General features: G+C 60.7%; 14 protein-coding genes. 7 read left to right on the top strand and 7 right to left on the bottom strand.

Annotation, left to right across the window (positions count from 1 at the left end; genetic code table 11):
• The first annotated feature begins 126 nt into the window (after positions 1–126).
• The 4 genes from NAT23_RS01720 to putP all read left to right on the top strand — a co-directional run bounded on the left by NAT23_RS01720 (position 127) and on the right by putP (position 6,236).
• Positions 127–498: a hypothetical protein gene (locus NAT23_RS01720; RefSeq protein ID WP_251924886.1), complete on the top strand. Its 372-nt coding sequence runs from the start codon at positions 127–129 to the stop codon at positions 496–498.
• Positions 499–527: 29 nt separating this feature from the next.
• The gene (locus NAT23_RS01715) at positions 528–1,298 is read left to right on the top strand and encodes an AraC family transcriptional regulator (protein WP_251924884.1); all 771 of its coding nucleotides are present in this window, start codon (positions 528–530) and stop codon (positions 1,296–1,298) included.
• Positions 1,299–1,483: 185 nt separating this feature from the next.
• Positions 1,484–4,672: a bifunctional proline dehydrogenase/L-glutamate gamma-semialdehyde dehydrogenase PutA gene (gene putA / locus NAT23_RS01710; protein WP_251924882.1), complete on the top strand. Its 3,189-nt coding sequence runs from the start codon at positions 1,484–1,486 to the stop codon at positions 4,670–4,672.
• Between the two features lie 82 nt (positions 4,673–4,754).
• Complete coding sequence (gene putP / locus NAT23_RS01705) at positions 4,755–6,236, top strand: sodium/proline symporter PutP (protein ID WP_251924880.1); 1,482 nt, start codon at positions 4,755–4,757, stop codon at positions 6,234–6,236.
• Between the two features lie 197 nt (positions 6,237–6,433).
• Here putP and NAT23_RS01700 read toward each other — a convergent pair whose 3' ends face one another.
• Positions 6,434–6,709, bottom strand: a complete 276-nt coding sequence (locus tag NAT23_RS01700) for a hypothetical protein (protein WP_251589854.1) — start codon at positions 6,707–6,709, stop codon at positions 6,434–6,436.
• Between the two features lie 50 nt (positions 6,710–6,759).
• On the bottom strand, positions 6,760–7,410 hold the full coding sequence (locus NAT23_RS01695; RefSeq protein ID WP_251589853.1) for an MBL fold metallo-hydrolase: 651 nt from the start codon (positions 7,408–7,410) through the stop codon (positions 6,760–6,762).
• A gap of 247 nt (positions 7,411–7,657) precedes the next feature.
• On the opposite strand from NAT23_RS01695, the gene NAT23_RS01690 reads away from it, so the two are divergent.
• From NAT23_RS01690 to NAT23_RS01680, 3 genes are all read left to right on the top strand, one after another.
• Positions 7,658–8,140: an FKBP-type peptidyl-prolyl cis-trans isomerase gene (locus NAT23_RS01690; RefSeq protein ID WP_286009895.1), complete on the top strand. Its 483-nt coding sequence runs from the start codon at positions 7,658–7,660 to the stop codon at positions 8,138–8,140.
• A 97-nt stretch (positions 8,141–8,237) separates the two neighbouring features.
• Complete coding sequence (locus NAT23_RS01685) at positions 8,238–9,626, top strand: YcjX family GTP-binding protein (RefSeq protein WP_251589851.1); 1,389 nt, start codon at positions 8,238–8,240, stop codon at positions 9,624–9,626.
• A complete protein-coding gene (locus NAT23_RS01680) occupies positions 9,623–10,645 on the top strand; it encodes a YcjF family protein (RefSeq protein ID WP_251924878.1) in 1,023 nt (340 codons plus the stop codon). The genes NAT23_RS01685 and NAT23_RS01680 overlap by 4 nt, the downstream gene beginning before the upstream one ends.
• A gap of 43 nt (positions 10,646–10,688) precedes the next feature.
• Here the strand turns inward: NAT23_RS01680 and NAT23_RS01675 are convergent, their stop codons facing one another.
• The 5 genes from NAT23_RS01675 to nagA form a co-directional block, all read right to left on the bottom strand.
• A complete protein-coding gene (locus NAT23_RS01675; RefSeq protein WP_251924876.1) occupies positions 10,689–11,471 on the bottom strand; it encodes an ABC transporter ATP-binding protein in 783 nt (260 codons plus the stop codon).
• Positions 11,468–12,544 (bottom strand): FecCD family ABC transporter permease, encoded by a 1,077-nt coding sequence (locus NAT23_RS01670; RefSeq protein ID WP_251924873.1) that lies wholly within the window; start codon positions 12,542–12,544, stop codon positions 11,468–11,470. Before NAT23_RS01670 ends, NAT23_RS01675 begins: the two co-directional genes overlap by 4 nt.
• Positions 12,545–12,764: 220 nt before the next feature.
• Positions 12,765–13,562: a Cof-type HAD-IIB family hydrolase gene (locus tag NAT23_RS01665; RefSeq protein ID WP_251924871.1), complete on the bottom strand. Its 798-nt coding sequence runs from the start codon at positions 13,560–13,562 to the stop codon at positions 12,765–12,767.
• The gene (locus tag NAT23_RS01660; RefSeq protein WP_251924868.1) at positions 13,559–14,452 is read right to left on the bottom strand and encodes a glucosamine kinase nucleotide-binding domain-containing protein; all 894 of its coding nucleotides are present in this window, start codon (positions 14,450–14,452) and stop codon (positions 13,559–13,561) included. The genes NAT23_RS01665 and NAT23_RS01660 overlap by 4 nt, the downstream gene beginning before the upstream one ends.
• Positions 14,445–15,587: an N-acetylglucosamine-6-phosphate deacetylase gene (gene nagA, locus NAT23_RS01655; protein WP_251924866.1), complete on the bottom strand. Its 1,143-nt coding sequence runs from the start codon at positions 15,585–15,587 to the stop codon at positions 14,445–14,447. Before nagA ends, NAT23_RS01660 begins: the two co-directional genes overlap by 8 nt.
• Positions 15,588–15,659 lie beyond the last annotated feature (72 nt).

Genomic DNA, 15,659 nt, shown 5'->3' with positions numbered 1-15,659 from the left:
GTTCGTTGCGCCTTTTTCCTGTTTGCTGGCGCTCGCCCCATTCGTTGATCAACACTCTGAATGTCGTGTCGTCGTCGCCCACCTGCGCGTGATAAAATGTTTCTTTTATGACGCTCGGATGCCCCGATGGCCATCTACCTTTTGACCTTTATCGTGTGTCTTACGATCTCGAGCTTCATGGTCGTTGCCCTGGTATTGACGCGACGCACCTCTCGTTATCGCACCGACCCGGAGCAGCTGCTGTCGCTGATCGACTCGGCGCTTGCCTGCACCCTGAGCGAGAATGAGTGGAACGCCGTGATCGGGTATCCCATCCGCCACGACCCCTACCTTGAAAGCCTGCGACGCCGCTGCCAGGCGATCATGGACAATCACGGTCAGCCGTGGCTGGTCGAGCGCAATGGGCGTCTGTTTTCGACTCAGGGCATGAGCGAACTCGAGGCGATTCGGGTCCACCTCAACGCGCGCTTGACGCTTCGCAGATCAAACGCCGCTTGAAGCTGCCCTCACGTCAGGAGTCATCGGTCATGTCGTCCAATAGCCTGATACGCATTGCCCCTCTGGCTACGGTCAGCCAGCACCACGCCCACGCGCATTATCAGATCGTGATTGGTTTGTCCGGCCGGGCCGCGTTCGATATCGATGGCCGCGGTGGAGAAGTCGGCGCCTTCCAGGGCTGTCTGGTTCCGGCAAGTCGCACCCACGCTTTTGCAGGCCTTGGCGATAACAGCCAGCTCATCCTTGACCTTCCCGAACATGCGCCGGCGCTCTCCGGGCACTATCGCGCGCACCTCAAGCTGTTCGATGCGCCCTGCTATTTCGAGCTCGATGACGCTCTAACGCATTACCTTGCCTTCATGGTGCGCGAACTCGACCAGCACGCCAGCCGCGCCGACAGCGATCTTCTGGCCTCGACGCTGCTCAGCAGCATCTACCACCGCCAATTTCCGAACGGGCTCACCCAAAGCGGCCGGCTTGATCTCGGCGCCATCGACGACTACATCGAGCGGCACATGATGGATGGCGTGGCAGTGGGGGCGCTTGCCCGACTGAGTTTTCTGAGCCCGGCGCATTTCAGTGCGCTCTTTCGGGAGCAGACAGGTCTGTCGCCCTACCAATACATCATGAAAAAGCGCCTCGAACAGGCGCGCGTCATATTAAGAACCACCTCGAACTCGCTGACCCAGGTCGCCGAACGCTGCGGTTTTGCCAACCAGAGCGCCCTGTCCCACGCCTTTAAACGCCATATCGGTCACACCCCGACCCGAGAACGCGGCCAAAGCGCTCGCGCAAGATGACAAAACGACTCATCTTCCGCGCTTTTGACACGCATGACATGAAAATTGACAAGACGCTGTAACCTGCCTGTCCTTAAAGTCATGCCGGGCGCTTTCTTATCCCGATCCGGGAACAACACCAACAAATCACTTTGGCATCCTCCATGCCCGAGTACAGCGCTCATTTGGCCTCGAGAGGAACGCATATGCTATCGACCGATCAAATGCTCGCCCCGTCCACCTGGCAGCATCCCCTGAAACGACTGTTCGATCGGATCAGCGATCACTACATCGTTGACGAAGACACCTACGTCGAAGCACTGGCTCATCTGATTCACGGCTCCGATGCCGACATTGAGCGCATCGGCGACAAGACCGCGGAACTGGTTCGGGAAGTCCGCGCCATGGACACCTCGGTCGATTCGATCGACGAGCTTTTGCAGCAATACAGCCTCGACACCCAAGAAGGCGTGTTGCTGATGTGTCTGGCAGAAGCCCTGCTGCGCATCCCTGACCCGGCAACCGCCGACGCCCTGATCGACGACAAGCTGGGCGTGGCCGACTGGAAGGCGCACCTCGGCAAGAGCGAATCCTGGTTCGTCAACGCCTCGACCTGGGGCCTTTTGACCACCGGGCGTGTACTGAAGCTCGATCAGCCCAGAGACGGCCAACCCGCCAGCTTCATCAACAAGCTCGTGAACCGCATGGGCGAGCCTGTCATTCGCCAGGCGATGATGCAGGCGATGAAGGTGATGGGACGCCAGTTCGTCTTGGGGCGTGATATCGATGAGGCGTTGAAGCGCTCGAAGCCACTGTTCAAGAAAGGCTACACCTACTCCTACGACATGCTCGGCGAAGCGGCACTGACCCGCGCCGACGCCAAGCGCTATTTCGATGACTACGCCAAGGCAATCGACGCCGTCGGCGGCACCGTCAAGCAGCTCGGCAAGAAATCGCCGTCGCCGTCGGTCTCGATCAAGCTGTCGGCCCTGCACCCGCGCTACGAGTTCGGCCACCGCAGTCAGGTGCTCGAGGAACTGGTCGCAACCGTTAGAGAACTGGTCACCATGGCGCGCGAGCGCGATGTTGCCATCACCATCGATGCCGAGGAAGTCGACCGGCTCGAGCTTTCGCTTGAAGTCTTCAAGGCCGTCTATGAAAGCGACGCCGCCAGGGGCTGGGGCAAGTTCGGGCTCGTGGTTCAAGCCTACTCCAAGCGCGCACTGCCCGTACTTCACTGGCTGAACAAGCTTGCCGATCAGGGCGATCTGATTCCGATTCGCCTGGTCAAGGGCGCCTACTGGGATACCGAGATCAAAGAAGCCCAGCAGATTGGCATCGACGGCTACCCCGTCTTCACACGCAAGGCGTGCAGCGACGTATCCTATCTGGCCTGTGCGGCGTTTTTGCTGTCCGACAACACCTGTGATCGCATCTTCCCGCAGTTCGCGACCCACAACGCGCACACCATCAGCGCCGTACTGGACATCGCCGAGCGCTCAAGCCGCCCGTTCGAGTTTCAGCGTCTGCACGGCATGGGTGAGGCTCTGTACGACGCCGCGCTCAAGCGCGCCCCCGAGGGCACGTATTGCCGCATCTACGCCCCGGTCGGTGCCCACAAGGATCTCCTGCCGTACCTGGTTCGCCGCCTGCTTGAAAACGGCGCGAACTCATCGTTCGTGCACCAGCTGGTTGATCCCAAGGTGCCGGTCGAGACGCTTTGCGTGCACCCGATCGAAACGCTTTCCCACTACGATACCTACGCCAACCAGCGCATTCCGCTGCCGCCGGCAATCTATGGCCCTGAGCGCAAGAACTCGAAGGGCGTGAACCTCAACATCAATAGCCAGTACCGGCCGCTGATGGATGAGATGGCGCGTTTCATGGAGACGCCGTACCACTATCGCCCCTTGCTCGGCTTCGATGTGAGTGAGGACCGCGACCAGGTCAAGACCGTGTGCTCCCCGTATGATCGCCGTCAAACCGTAGGCACCATCCAGTGGACCACCGCCGAGCAGGCCGAAAAGGCCGTCGAGGCTGCCTGGAAAGCCTTCCCCGAGTGGGACGCCACACCCGTTGAAGAGCGAAGCCAGATTCTTGAGCGCTTTGCCGACAAGCTCGAAGCGAACATGGGCGAGCTGATGGCACTGTGTACCCGAGAAGGCGGCAAGCTGCTGACCGATGGCGTGGACGAGATTCGCGAGGCGGTCGATTTCTGCCGCTACTACGCCAAACGCGCCCGCGAAATCTTCGGCGCACCGACGGTACTGCCGGGGCCGACCGGTGAATCCAACGAACTTTTCATGATGGGTCGTGGCGTATTCGCAACCATCAGCCCGTGGAACTTCCCGGTTGCCATCTTCTGTGGCCAGACGGTCGCGGCGGCCGTTGCCGGCAACACGGTGCTTGCCAAGCCCGCCGAACAGACGTCGCTGATCGCCAGCCGCGTGATCGAGCTTCTTTATGAAGCCGGCATGCCACGGGACGTCGTTCAGTTGCTGCCAGGCGATGGCCCGACGGTCGGTGCGGTGCTTTCAGGCGACGCCCGAATCACCGGTGTCGCGTTCACCGGCTCGACCCAGACCGCACAGCTGATCAACCGCTCGCTTGCTGGCCGTGAAAACGCCGCACTGCCGACGCTGATTGCCGAAACCGGCGGACTGAATGCCATGATCGTCGATTCGACCGCCCTGCCCGAGCAGGTCGTGTCAGACGTCGTCGCCTCCGGCTTCCAAAGCGCTGGCCAGCGCTGTTCGGCGCTTCGCGTGCTCTATATCCAGGAAGACGTGGCCGAGCGCGTGATCGAAACCCTCAAGGGCGCCATGGCAGAGCTCAGCGTCGGGCACCCCGGCAAGCTCTCGACCGACGTTGGCCCGGTGATTGACGACGACGCTCGCGCCGATCTTCAGGCACACATCGACAAGCTCAAGGGCGAAGGCCGCTTGATCGCCGAAACGCCAATGGACGCCGAGGCGACCGGGCATGGTTCCTTCATTACACCCACGGCGTTCAAGATCGATGGCATGGATGCGCTGGAGACCGAACAGTTCGGGCCCATCCTGCACATCGTCACCTTCAAGGCAAGCGAGGTTGATGAGGTCATCAATACCATTAACGCCAAGGGGTATGGGCTGACCTTCGGCGTGCACAGCCGTAACGAGAGCTTCACCCGGTATGTGGCCGAGCGCGTTCGTGTTGGCAATGTCTACGTCAATCGCAATATCATTGGTGCTGTCGTCGGAGTCCAACCATTTGGCGGACAAGGTTTTTCCGGAACGGGGCCCAAGGCCGGCGGGCCACATTACCTGCTGCGTTTCGCAACGGAAAAGACACGTACGATCAATACGGCAGCGCTTGGAGGCAATGCGTCTCTGCTTGCGCTTGGCGACGAGTAGCGCGAACGGCCTGTAACTCCTGGCCTACGGTGGGCGTGGCCATTGCCACGCCCCGGACAACAACAACCCAGGGATAATGACCATGGTTGAAAACAACATCACGATCGGCATCACGTTTGCCATCTATCTTTTAATGATGCTGGGAATCGGGGTTCTGGCCTACAAGCGCACCAGCAACCTCTCGGACTACATCCTCGGTGGTCGCTCACTCGGTCCGTGGACCTCGGCCATCTCCGCCGGCGCGTCTGACATGTCCGGCTGGCTGCTGCTGGGTCTCCCCGGCGCCGCCTACATCAGCGGGCTTTCCGCCAGCTGGATTGCGGTTGGCCTTCTGGCCGGCACCTGGCTCAACTGGCTACTGGTAGCACGGCGGCTTCGCGTGTACAGCTTCATTGCCAGCGACTCGCTGACACTTCCAGAGTTCTTCGAGCGGCGCTTTCGCGATCACAGCCATATGCTGCGCGTCATCTCGGCCATCTTCATCCTGATCTTCTTCCTGTTCTACACAAGCTCAGGGCTGGTCGCCGGTGGCAAGCTGTTCAATACCGTCTTCGGTATCGATTATTTCTGGGCCGTGACCTTCGGCACCATCGCCATCATTTCCTACACCTTCTTCGGCGGCTTTCTGGCGGTCTCATGGACTGACCTGATTCAGGGCCTAATGATGGCTGTAGCACTGGTGATCGTGCCGATCGTTGCCGTGTTCGACATGGGCGGTCTCAGCAACTCGATTGCCCGCATCAACGCCGAGAACCCGATGCTGCTCGAATGGTTCCGAGACGCTGCCACCGGTGAAAACCTGACCTGGATCGCCATCGTCTCGTCGCTGGCCTGGGGCCTTGGCTATTTCGGTCAGCCGCATATTCTTGCGCGCTTTTCAGCCATCCGAAGCCCAAGCGACGTTCCGGCCGCGCGCCGCATCGCGGTCATCTGGTCGATGCTTGGCCTGATCGCAGCGGTGTGCATCGGTCTGCTGGGCCTTGTGTATGTGCCGAAGGATCTGGCCGATGGCGAGAAGATTTTCATGATCATGGTGAACTTCATCTTCCATCCAGCCGTAGCCGGCGTACTTCTGGCCGCGATTCTGGCCGCGGTCATGTCCACCGCCGATTCTCAGCTGCTGGTGTCGTCTTCAGCGCTTGCCGATGACTTCTACAAGGCCCTGTTTCGCAAAAACGCCACTCAAAAAGAGCTTGTGTGGGTCGGTCGCGTCTCGGTGCTCGGCATTGCCCTGCTTGCATACCTTCTGGCGCTCAACCCGGATTCAAGCGTTCTGACCCTGGTATCCTACGCTTGGGCCGGATTTGGTGCGGCCTTTGGCCCGGCCTTGATCCTGTCGCTGTTCTGGAAGCGCATGACACGCTGGGGCGCGCTTGCCGGTATCGTTGTGGGCGGCGTGACTGTACTGGTCTGGGCGGAACTGTCCGGCGGTATCTTCGACCTTTATGAGATCGTACCGGGCGTTATCCTGTCCTACATCGCGATCGGACTGGTGTCGATGATGACCAAGGCGCCGTCTCAGGAAATTCAGGACGAGTTCGATAGCGTGGTGGCCGAGCGGTAAGCGGCGCCACAGTGCTCTTGGCCCGCCTCTGGCGGGCTTTTTTTATGCGCACCGCTCTCTTTATGCCCAAGCGTTACCACCTTATTGCCCGTGTTCACGGCTTTTGGTTCGCTAAATCCCTGGCTCGCCAGACCCTCTGAATCAGACATAAAAAAACCCCGGCCTGGCCGGGGTTTTTTGTGTGTTTCAAGCATCAATCAATGAATCTTTTTGACCGCCCAGCCCATCACTGCCTTGGCGGCAAATCCGATGAGAGCAAGAAGAATCAGGGTCAGAAACATCGAAATCGGCTTGACGATGAAGGTTGCAACCAGCACCCCGGCCACACCGCTCCAGACGTAGCGATCGTAGTCATCGACGTGCAGGGCATCCGGCACCCATTTCTGTACGAATTGACCGAACGAACCATCCCACGCCTTGTTGGCGAAGAAGGCCACCAGGCCGCAAACAACGATCCAAATCAAAGCTACCATCATTTCTCTCCATCACTGTCAGGGTCGTGCGGGAACAGTCTAACAGACACTCACGCAATTACGTGATCGCCAACGAAGGGATTGTTCGATCGTTCCTGCCCAATGGTCGAGGCCTCGCCATGGCCCGGCACGAAGCGCATGTCATTGCCAAGTGACCAAAGCGTCGTCTTGATCGAGTGAACAAGTGTGTCGAAGTCGCCGCCGGGCAGATCCGTTCGCCCGATGGAGCCCTTGAACAGGACATCGCCGGTCTGGGAAAGCCCTGCGTCGTGATCGACGAAAATAACGTGGCCCGGCGCATGCCCCGGACAGTGATAAACCGCCAGCTCACGCGCCCCCAGCCCCACTCGGTCGCCGTGGACAAGCCACTGATCGATGACCGGCGTTCGTGGTGGGGTAAGCCCGAACATCGAGGCCTGCTGTGAAAGCGCCGCAATCAGTGGCTCATCGGCCTGATGCGGGCCAATTACCGGCACCTCGAAGCGCTCGGCAATATCCATCACGCCGCCGACATGGTCCAGATGGGCATGCGTCAGCAGAATCTTGGTCGGCCGAACGCCCAGCCGCTCGACCGCCGCGATGATTCTATCGGCGTCACCGCCGGGGTCGACGATGGCCGCCTCAAGGGTATCGGTGCAGTACAGTACGGTGCAGTTCTGGGCAAAGGGCGTCACGGGCACGCAGAGGTAATCAAGGCTCATAAAAGGTATCCAAGGACGGTGTTCAAGCGGCAAGCCTAGCCTTGAGACAGGGCACGGTGCAATTTAAGGCGTTTTACGTGCTTTTTTTTCAAAAAAATTCGCCCCTCTCCCTTGAAAGCGGATCAGGCCATCACAACGTAGTGATCATGGACGGGATATCTCCCGAGAGATTGATTGAGATGTTACGAAGTACTTAACGTCTGACCCGAACTTTTCGACATGCACTGACCGACCTTAGGATCCAATTATGGAAATCGCACAAAACACTGTCGTCGCCTTTCATTACACGCTCAAAAACGATTCGGGCGAAGTCCTCGACAGCTCCGAAGGCCGTGAGCCGCTGACATACCTTCACGGTGCGGGCAACATCGTACCGGGCCTTGAAAAGGAAATGGCCGGCAAGACCGAAGGCGAAAAATTCGAAGTACGCGTTGATTCCACTGAAGGCTACGGCGAAGTTCAGCCGGCGCTGGTTCAGGAAGTTCCGCGTGATGCGTTCCAGGGCGTCGACAACGTCGAGCCGGGCATGCAGTTCCAGGCACAGACTGAAGGCGGCCCGCTGCTGGTTACCGTCAAGGATGTCCAGGGCGACACCGTCACTGTCGACGGCAACCACCCGCTCGCAGGCGAAGCACTGAACTTCGACGTAAGCATTCAGGAAGTTCGCGAAGCGAGCGCTGAAGAAGTTGAGCACGGCCACGTGCACGGCGAAGACGGCCACGAGCACTGATCGTCTCATTCGCTTTAAGCGAGTCTTTAAAAGCAGCGCATCTTGCGCTGCTTTTTTGTAGGCTGAACAAAAAGATTCAGGGGGTGGAGTAGCCTTCATGGCGTGGACGTTACCCAGACACATTCGAGATGTCGCCGAGCGCGGGCTCGACCGTCAGGTTCGACTGGCGGTGACCGGACTGTCTCGAGCCGGTAAGACGGCCTTTCTGACTTCGCTGATCAATCAGCTCCGCCACGCAGGCCTCGATGCCCAACTGCATCTGATCAAGGCCTCACGGGAAGGCCGGCTGCTCGGCGCCAAACGCGAGCTTCAGCCGGATCTTTCCCTTGCCCGCTTTCCCTACGACGAGGCTTTATCGAGTCTTGGCGAGACGCCACCACGCTGGCCGACGCCCACCCGTGGCATGAGCGAGCTGAGACTGTCGATTCGCTACAAGAGCGAGCGCCCGAGCAAGCGTCTTCTAGGTGAAACCTCGACGCTGACGCTGGATCTGATCGACTACCCAGGTGAGTGGCTGCTTGATCTTCCGATGCTCAGGCAGAGCTTTCTTGACTGGTCACAGACCATGAATGCGCTATTGACCCCATCGCGCCGAACGCACATGGCCGAGTGGCTCGAGGCTCAATCGGACCTGTCACCGGACCAGCCGGCCGATGAACAGCAGCTCGCGGATCTAAGCGCCCACTACACCGAAGGCCTTCATCGCGTACGCAATAACGGGGGCTATTTTATTCAGCCCGGCCGGTTTCTTTTGCCGGGCGAACTCGCAGGCGCACCGGTTCTGCAGTTTTTCCCCTTGCTCAGCTGCGCCGACTGGTCCGATGAGGCGCTTGAGGCGTTGCCGCCCGAAAGCCTTTACAAGACCTTGAAGGCCCGGTTCGATCACTATCTGAAAACGGTCATCACCCCGTTTTATCGCCAGCACTTTCAACGCTTCGACCGACAGGTGGTCCTCGTTGATGTGTTGACGGCACTGAACAGTGGCCCGGAGGCGTTCGATGAACTTCGAACCACGATGGAAGCCCTGATGCAAAGCTTCAGCTATGGGCGCGCGGGCCTGATCAATCGCCTGTTCGCCCCGCGCATCGACAAGCTTGCCATCGCCGCCACCAAGGCCGATCACGTCACCCCCGATCAGCACGCCGCGCTGGTCGAGCTTCTGACCCAGCTCATGAACGAGCCCTTGAACGACCTTCGTTTCGGTGACATCGAGAGCAAGGCCTTCGCACTGGCCTCCATTGCCGCCACCGAGGCGCGCCGTCTCGAAGAACACGACGCGCAGGCCCTGAGCGGCACGACACTTGAAGGCGAACACGTGCTGATGTTTCCAGGCGAAGTGCCTTCGAAACTTCCGGACGCAGCGTTCTGGGCCCGGCAGGGCTTTCAGTTCACCGGGTTTCGCCCGCGTCCGCATACCGAGGGCCCGTTGCCCCATCTGAGAATGGATGCCCTGCTGGATTGGCTTCTAGGAGACAAGTGGCAATGACCGACCCTAAACCACCTCGCCGCTTCGAAGTACCCACCGAATCCGTCAAGACGGCGCCACAGCCCATCCCGTCGCTTGCCACTGCCCAGCATTTTCCGCTGGAAAGCGTCGGCGCCCGGGTCGAGGAGACACCTGAATCCGACACCCGCGCCGAGCGCGCCGTCGACGATGCCCTTAGCCCGCCCAGAAAACGCCGCTGGGGCCTGCTGACGCTATTGAGTGCCAGTCTCGTTATTGGCGGGGTACAGTGCGGCGTGCAGGTGTATGAGGCCGTGATTCAAAACGATCCATTCAGCGGGCTCTGGGCCGCACTGGGTGTATTTGGGGCAGGCCTTCTTGCCCGAAGCGGCGGAAAGGAACTGCTGCGGCTCAAACGGCTTCGCCGCCACGCCAAGGTGCGCAAGCGGCTCGAAAATACTCCACTCGATCAGCCTCTTCTTACCGATACCGCGCGTCACATGCGTGTGTCAAAGGATGACCCGCACTGGCGCTCCTATCAGAATGCGGTCAATGCGCATCACGACGGCGACGATATCCGCACGCTTTTCTCGCATCACCTGCTGGGGCCGAGAGACCGGGCCGCGTCTCAGCTGATCACGCGGATGTCGAGCGAGACCGCCGCCATGGTTGCCATCAGCCCGATCACCCTGCTGGATATGGGGCTGGTCGCCTGGCGCAACATGCGAATGATCGACCGACTGGCCGACATTTATGGGCTCGAACTTGGCTACGCCAGCCGCCTGCGCCTGTACCGGCACGTACTGGCCAATCTGGCATTTGCCGGGGCTTCGGAAATCGCGGTGGACATGGGCAGTGAACTGCTTGGCATGAATCTGGCTGAAAAACTCTCAAGTCGCGCAGCACAGGGGCTTGGAAGCGGGCTCATGACCGCACGACTGGGGCTTCGCGCTCAGCGTTTGCTCAGGCCGTTGCCCTTTACCCGCCAGGAACAGCCAACGCTTGGGCACGTACGAAAGGCCCTGTGGCAGCAGCTCAAGCGCACCGATGAGCGCCGCTGACGCTCGATGTGTTAGCTTCGGAGCACGTTGACCGGATAGTGCGTCAGCCCCGGCGCACGTTGACCGGATAGATGGCGGTGTAGGCGCCGTCATCAACTGACAACGTCCGGCAGGTCACGCCATAGACCTCCGATAACCGCTCAGGGGTCATGATCTCCGCCGTCGCGCCATGGTAGCGCCGCGTACCATTGACCAGCATTAACGCGTCATCGGCGTAGCGCGTGGCAAGGTTCATGTCGTGCAGAATCGAGAGGGTCACGATGCCCTTCTCCCGGGTGTATCGGTGCACCGCCTCGAGCATCGTCAGCTGATTGGCAAGATCAAGCGCCGAGGTCGGCTCATCGAGCAGCAATAGCCGTGGCTTTTTCACCAGCGCCAGCGCCAGTGCGATCATCTGCCGCTCACCACCGGACAGCGCCTGCGGTACGGCGTCGGCGAAACGCTCGAGCCCGAGCCGAGACAGCACCTCCATCGCGGCGTCCTGATTGCCACTGCCGGTGCGCCAGGACACCCGATGGCTGTTCTGGGCAAGCAGCAGCAGCTCAAAGACGCTCAGACGCACGTTCAGCGCGGTCATGTCCTGTGCCACGTAACCAATGCGCTTGGCCGCCTCGACCTTTGTCAGCCGATCAAGGCGCTCACCGTCGACGTCAACCGTCCCCGAATAAGGCAACAATCCGCACAGCGCTCGCATCAGCGTTGTCTTGCCGGCCCCGTTGGGCCCGAGAATCGACAGTGAACAGCCGTCATCGACCGAGAAGGACACGTGATCGACAATGCGCTTGCCGCTGCGATCAATGCAGAGTTCAGATACCGTGACGCTCATCGGACAGACAACCTCTGATCACGCATGATCAAGACAATGAAAAATGGCAGGCCAATCAGTGAGGTCATCATACCGATCGGCAGCGCCACACCGGGGATGATCAACTTGCTGGCAAGCGAGGCAAGCGTCATGAAAATGACGCCACAGGCAAGCGTCACCCCGACCATGAAGCGCTGGTCCTCGCCCACCAACATGCGGGCGACGTGCGGCGCCACCAGCCCAACAAACCCGATGATGCCGACAACCGAGGTGACGGCGCCGGCGAGCACCGCCGCAAGCGCCAGCATGAGGATGCGAAGCCTGCGCACATTAAGCCCGAATACGGCCGCCTCATCGCCAAAGCTTCGAAGGGCGGTCAACGCCCAGGTTCGCGTGAACACAAGCACCAGCGCCACCACCATGACCGCGGCACACAGCTGAATCTGTGTCCAGGAGGCGCGCATCAGTGACCCCATCTGCCAAAACACCATGCTTTGAAGCTGGTCGGCACTTGCCAGGTACTGAACGAGCCCCAGCAGCGCGCTGAATACGAAATGAAGCGCAATACCCAGTAACGTGATGGTCTGAAGCCCCATGCGTCGCCCGGCAAGCATCAAAATCAGACCCACCGTCAACAGCGAGAAGAAAAACGCGTTGGTCGCAACAATCAGGCTCTGATTCAAAAATGGCAGCGCCGAGAGCACTGACGTATTAAAGGCAAGCGCCAGCGACGCGCCGAAGCCGGCGGCCGACGACACCCCAAGCGTCAGGGGTTCGGCGAGGGGATTGTTCAACACGGTCTGCATCAAGAGCCCGGAAAGCGCCAGTCCCATGCCGGTCAGCACGGCCATCAGGGTCATTGGCATGCGAAGCTGCCAGATGATCACTCGGGTGCTTGCCGAGACCTCATCAGGTCGAAAGAGTCCGTTGAGCACCTCAGACAGCGACAGCGTCCCCGAGCCCACCATGATATCCGCAATAAGGGCCACGAACGCCAGCACGATCAAAAGCACTAGCAAAAGCGTGCGTCGGCCGATGCTGGCGCTGTAGCGTTCAGCCTGAACGGCACGGGTTTGGGTTATAAAAGAAGCCATGTCACTCCACGGTTGGTTCGGGCACACCTCGAAAAGGGCCTGGCCCAGTGTCAAACGACACCGGCCGGCGTTTCATAGCCGCGCGGCAAGCGGCCGACATGGACTTCGCAGCGGCCCCGCTTCGATGCGGCCGCCCCGAAAATCAGGCGCTGAAGTATAAACATTCTTCTTTACATCCGACAATCGCGCGCCTTTTCGGCCCGCCCGGCCCTACTTCGACTTAAAGCAGCCGCGCCTTCAAGGTGCGCGCCACGGCGGCGTCGCTGTGATCGCCGATGACGGTCACGTCAGGAAGCGCCGTGAAGAGATGCGGATGCGCATTGGACACCAGGTGCGCCTGGCCGGCCACCGACAGCATCTCGTAATCGTTGAGATTATCACCAAAGGCCAGGCACGCCGACGCCGGCAGTGACAGACGCTCAAGCAGCGCCTCCAGTGCCGAGCCCTTGGTGGCTCCTTTCGCCATGACCTCAAGCGAATTGGGCAGCGAATAGGTGATATGCACCTGGCCTTCAAAGCGGGCGCGCAGCTCGGTTTCAAGCGCAGCCAGAAGGCGCGGCTCACCGATGAAAAAGACCTTGCCGACGTGCTGCCCCTCGAGGGCGGCCAGGTCGCCCACGCGATAGGAAAACCCCGTGCTTTCGTGAAAGGCCAGAAGATTGGGTGACTCGGCGTCGATCCACCAGTGATCGGCGGTATATACATTGACTCGGACATCGCTCGGGACATCCAGCTCACTGATCAGGGCGCTCGCCAGAGCGGCATCGAGCGGACGCTCGAACACCAGCTGATCATCCGGCGCGTGCAAATAGGCGCCATTGGTACTGATGATGTGTGCCGAGACGCCCAATTGGCGCCGCACCTCTCGGATGTCCTCGACGTGGCGCCCCGAGGCGATGGCCAGATGATGGCCTTTTGCCTCGAGCGCCTGAAAGGTCTCGACCGTCAGCGGGTCCAGCGCATGTTGGCTATCAAGCAGGGTATTATCGAGGTCGGTGACGATTAACTGTGGCGTCATGACAGGCCTTTATGAGTCGGTGTAAGTAGCGTGGGATCATGCAGTAGCGCCAGCGCGCCGTCGAGGGCGTCGCCCTGAGCGTCAACCCGCCGCGCGCGATAGCGCTCAGGCAACCACTCGGACAGCGGGCCACCAAGCCCTCCGGACAACGCCAGCGGCAATCGGCCCTCGGGGTCGAGTGCCTCGATCATCTCGGCCATTTCCCGGCCCGCCCAACTCAGAAGCTCACGGGCTTTAGGATGAGTCGAGTGCGCAAGCACAATCGGTGCAAGCCGCGCGAACGCATTGGCGTCCATTGCACTCAAGCGAGCCACCAGCGCTTCGATGTCCGTAACCTTGAGCGCTTGCGCCAGCGCCTCTGAAAAGGCATCCGGCACGCAGCGCCCATCAAAGGCCTTTTGGAGATGGCGCGAGGCGTGAAGGCCAAGCCAGGCCCCACTGGCTTCATCGCCGACCGGAAACCCGAAGCCGCCCACCAGCGACACCTCTCGCGCCGCATTCACGGCAGCGCCGATACTGCCTGTGCCGAGCGCCAGAAGAACGCCTGCGCGGCGTTGATGGGCACCGACCAGCGCCGTCGTAACGTCGCTTTCAAGCACCAGCGTATGACACACCGGCAGCGCGCTTTTGAACACGCGGCGCCATTCGGGCTGATTAAGCCCGGCAAGCCCGATGGCAAGCGCGGTGGTCGACCAGTCAATTGAGACGCCGAGCGCAGCGCCTGCGCGGTGAATCAGCGGCTCGATCACGCCCCAGGCGTTCGAGGCCCCGCGCGAGAGCGCCGAGGGGCCACCCTCGAGCTCAATGAAGGTGCCGGTCGACGCGCGTGCGCGAAGGCGCGTCCCGCTGCCCCCACCGTCAATAGCCACCCAAAGAATCGGTTCAGTCATGGTCGGCCTCGACGCGCTGTCCACCGATCCAGACGCCCTGGAGGGTTCCGTCTCGATCGAGTGCGAGTACATCGGCGCGACGGCCCGGCGCCAGCACACCGCGATCAGAAAGCCCCAGATACTCCGCCGGCCAGGTCGACAGCCGGTGTACGGCCTGCGCCAACGTGTCTCCGAGCATCATGAAGTTCTTAAGCGCCTGATTCATGGTCAGCGCGCTGCCGGCAAGCGTGCCATCCTCGAGCCGCACGCTGTCGCCCTGCTTGAACACGCGCTGGGCCCCCAGCCGGTACTCGCCTTCAGGCATACCGGCGGCAGCGGTTGCATCGGTGATGCCGTAAAGCCTTGGAATCGCCCGCATGGCCGCATGCATCGCGCCAGCTTCAACGTGCACAAGATCCGGGATGATTTCACAAAACGTCGCATGCGCAAGCGCAGCCCCGACGATGCCGGCATTGCGGTGCCCAAGCGGCGTCATGGCATTATAAAGGTGGGTAAATCCGCTGGCGCCTCGCGAGAGTGCTGTGCAGCCGTCCTCGAACGTGCCGCAGGTGTGGCCGATTTGTACTCGAACCTGCCGGGCAGTGGCGTGCGTGATCAGCGCGTCGTGCCCCTCGATGTCAGGCGCCAGCGTCATGACACGAATCGGTGCCCGTGCAAGAAGCGTGTCGAACTGCGCCGGCGTACCAGGGCAGGCATAAGGGGGCTGGGCGCCGAGCCTGTCGGGATGAATGAACGGACCTTCCAGATGCACGCCCAAGAGCCGCGCCTCGTCAGGTGCCTGATGGCTCATCGCCTCGGCAATGGCGTCAAGCGCCGCCTCGATATCCGCCATCGGCGCGGTCATGGTCGTGGCAAGCAGGCTAGTGGTACCGAATCGGGCGTGTGTCGACGCCATGACATGCGCCGCCTTCCCCGCCTCCATCGCATCGCTGCCGCCCCCGCCGTGGACGTGCAGATCAATGAAACCGGGCACAAGATAAGGGTCGTCTGCGCCTGGAGGCGTCGCTTTATCGGTCGGCGTCACCGCCGCTATCGTACCCTCCGAGATCTCAAGCATGCCCCATTGCCATCCGGTCGGGGTCAGAATGTGTCCTGTCAGCGTCATGTCGTTCAAGGCCCTCAAGGTCAATGCCATGTTCGAACATAAAAAAATGGTCGATGCGGTCGCGTACTGTACGCGGTTCATTTTCAAGGCGCACGTAAAGTG

The organism is Larsenimonas salina (assembly GCF_023736155.1).
GTDB lineage: Bacteria > Pseudomonadota > Gammaproteobacteria > Pseudomonadales > Halomonadaceae > Larsenimonas > Larsenimonas salina.
Note: the sequence above shows the minus strand (reverse complement) of the source record. Positions and strands in the feature narration are given on the sequence as shown.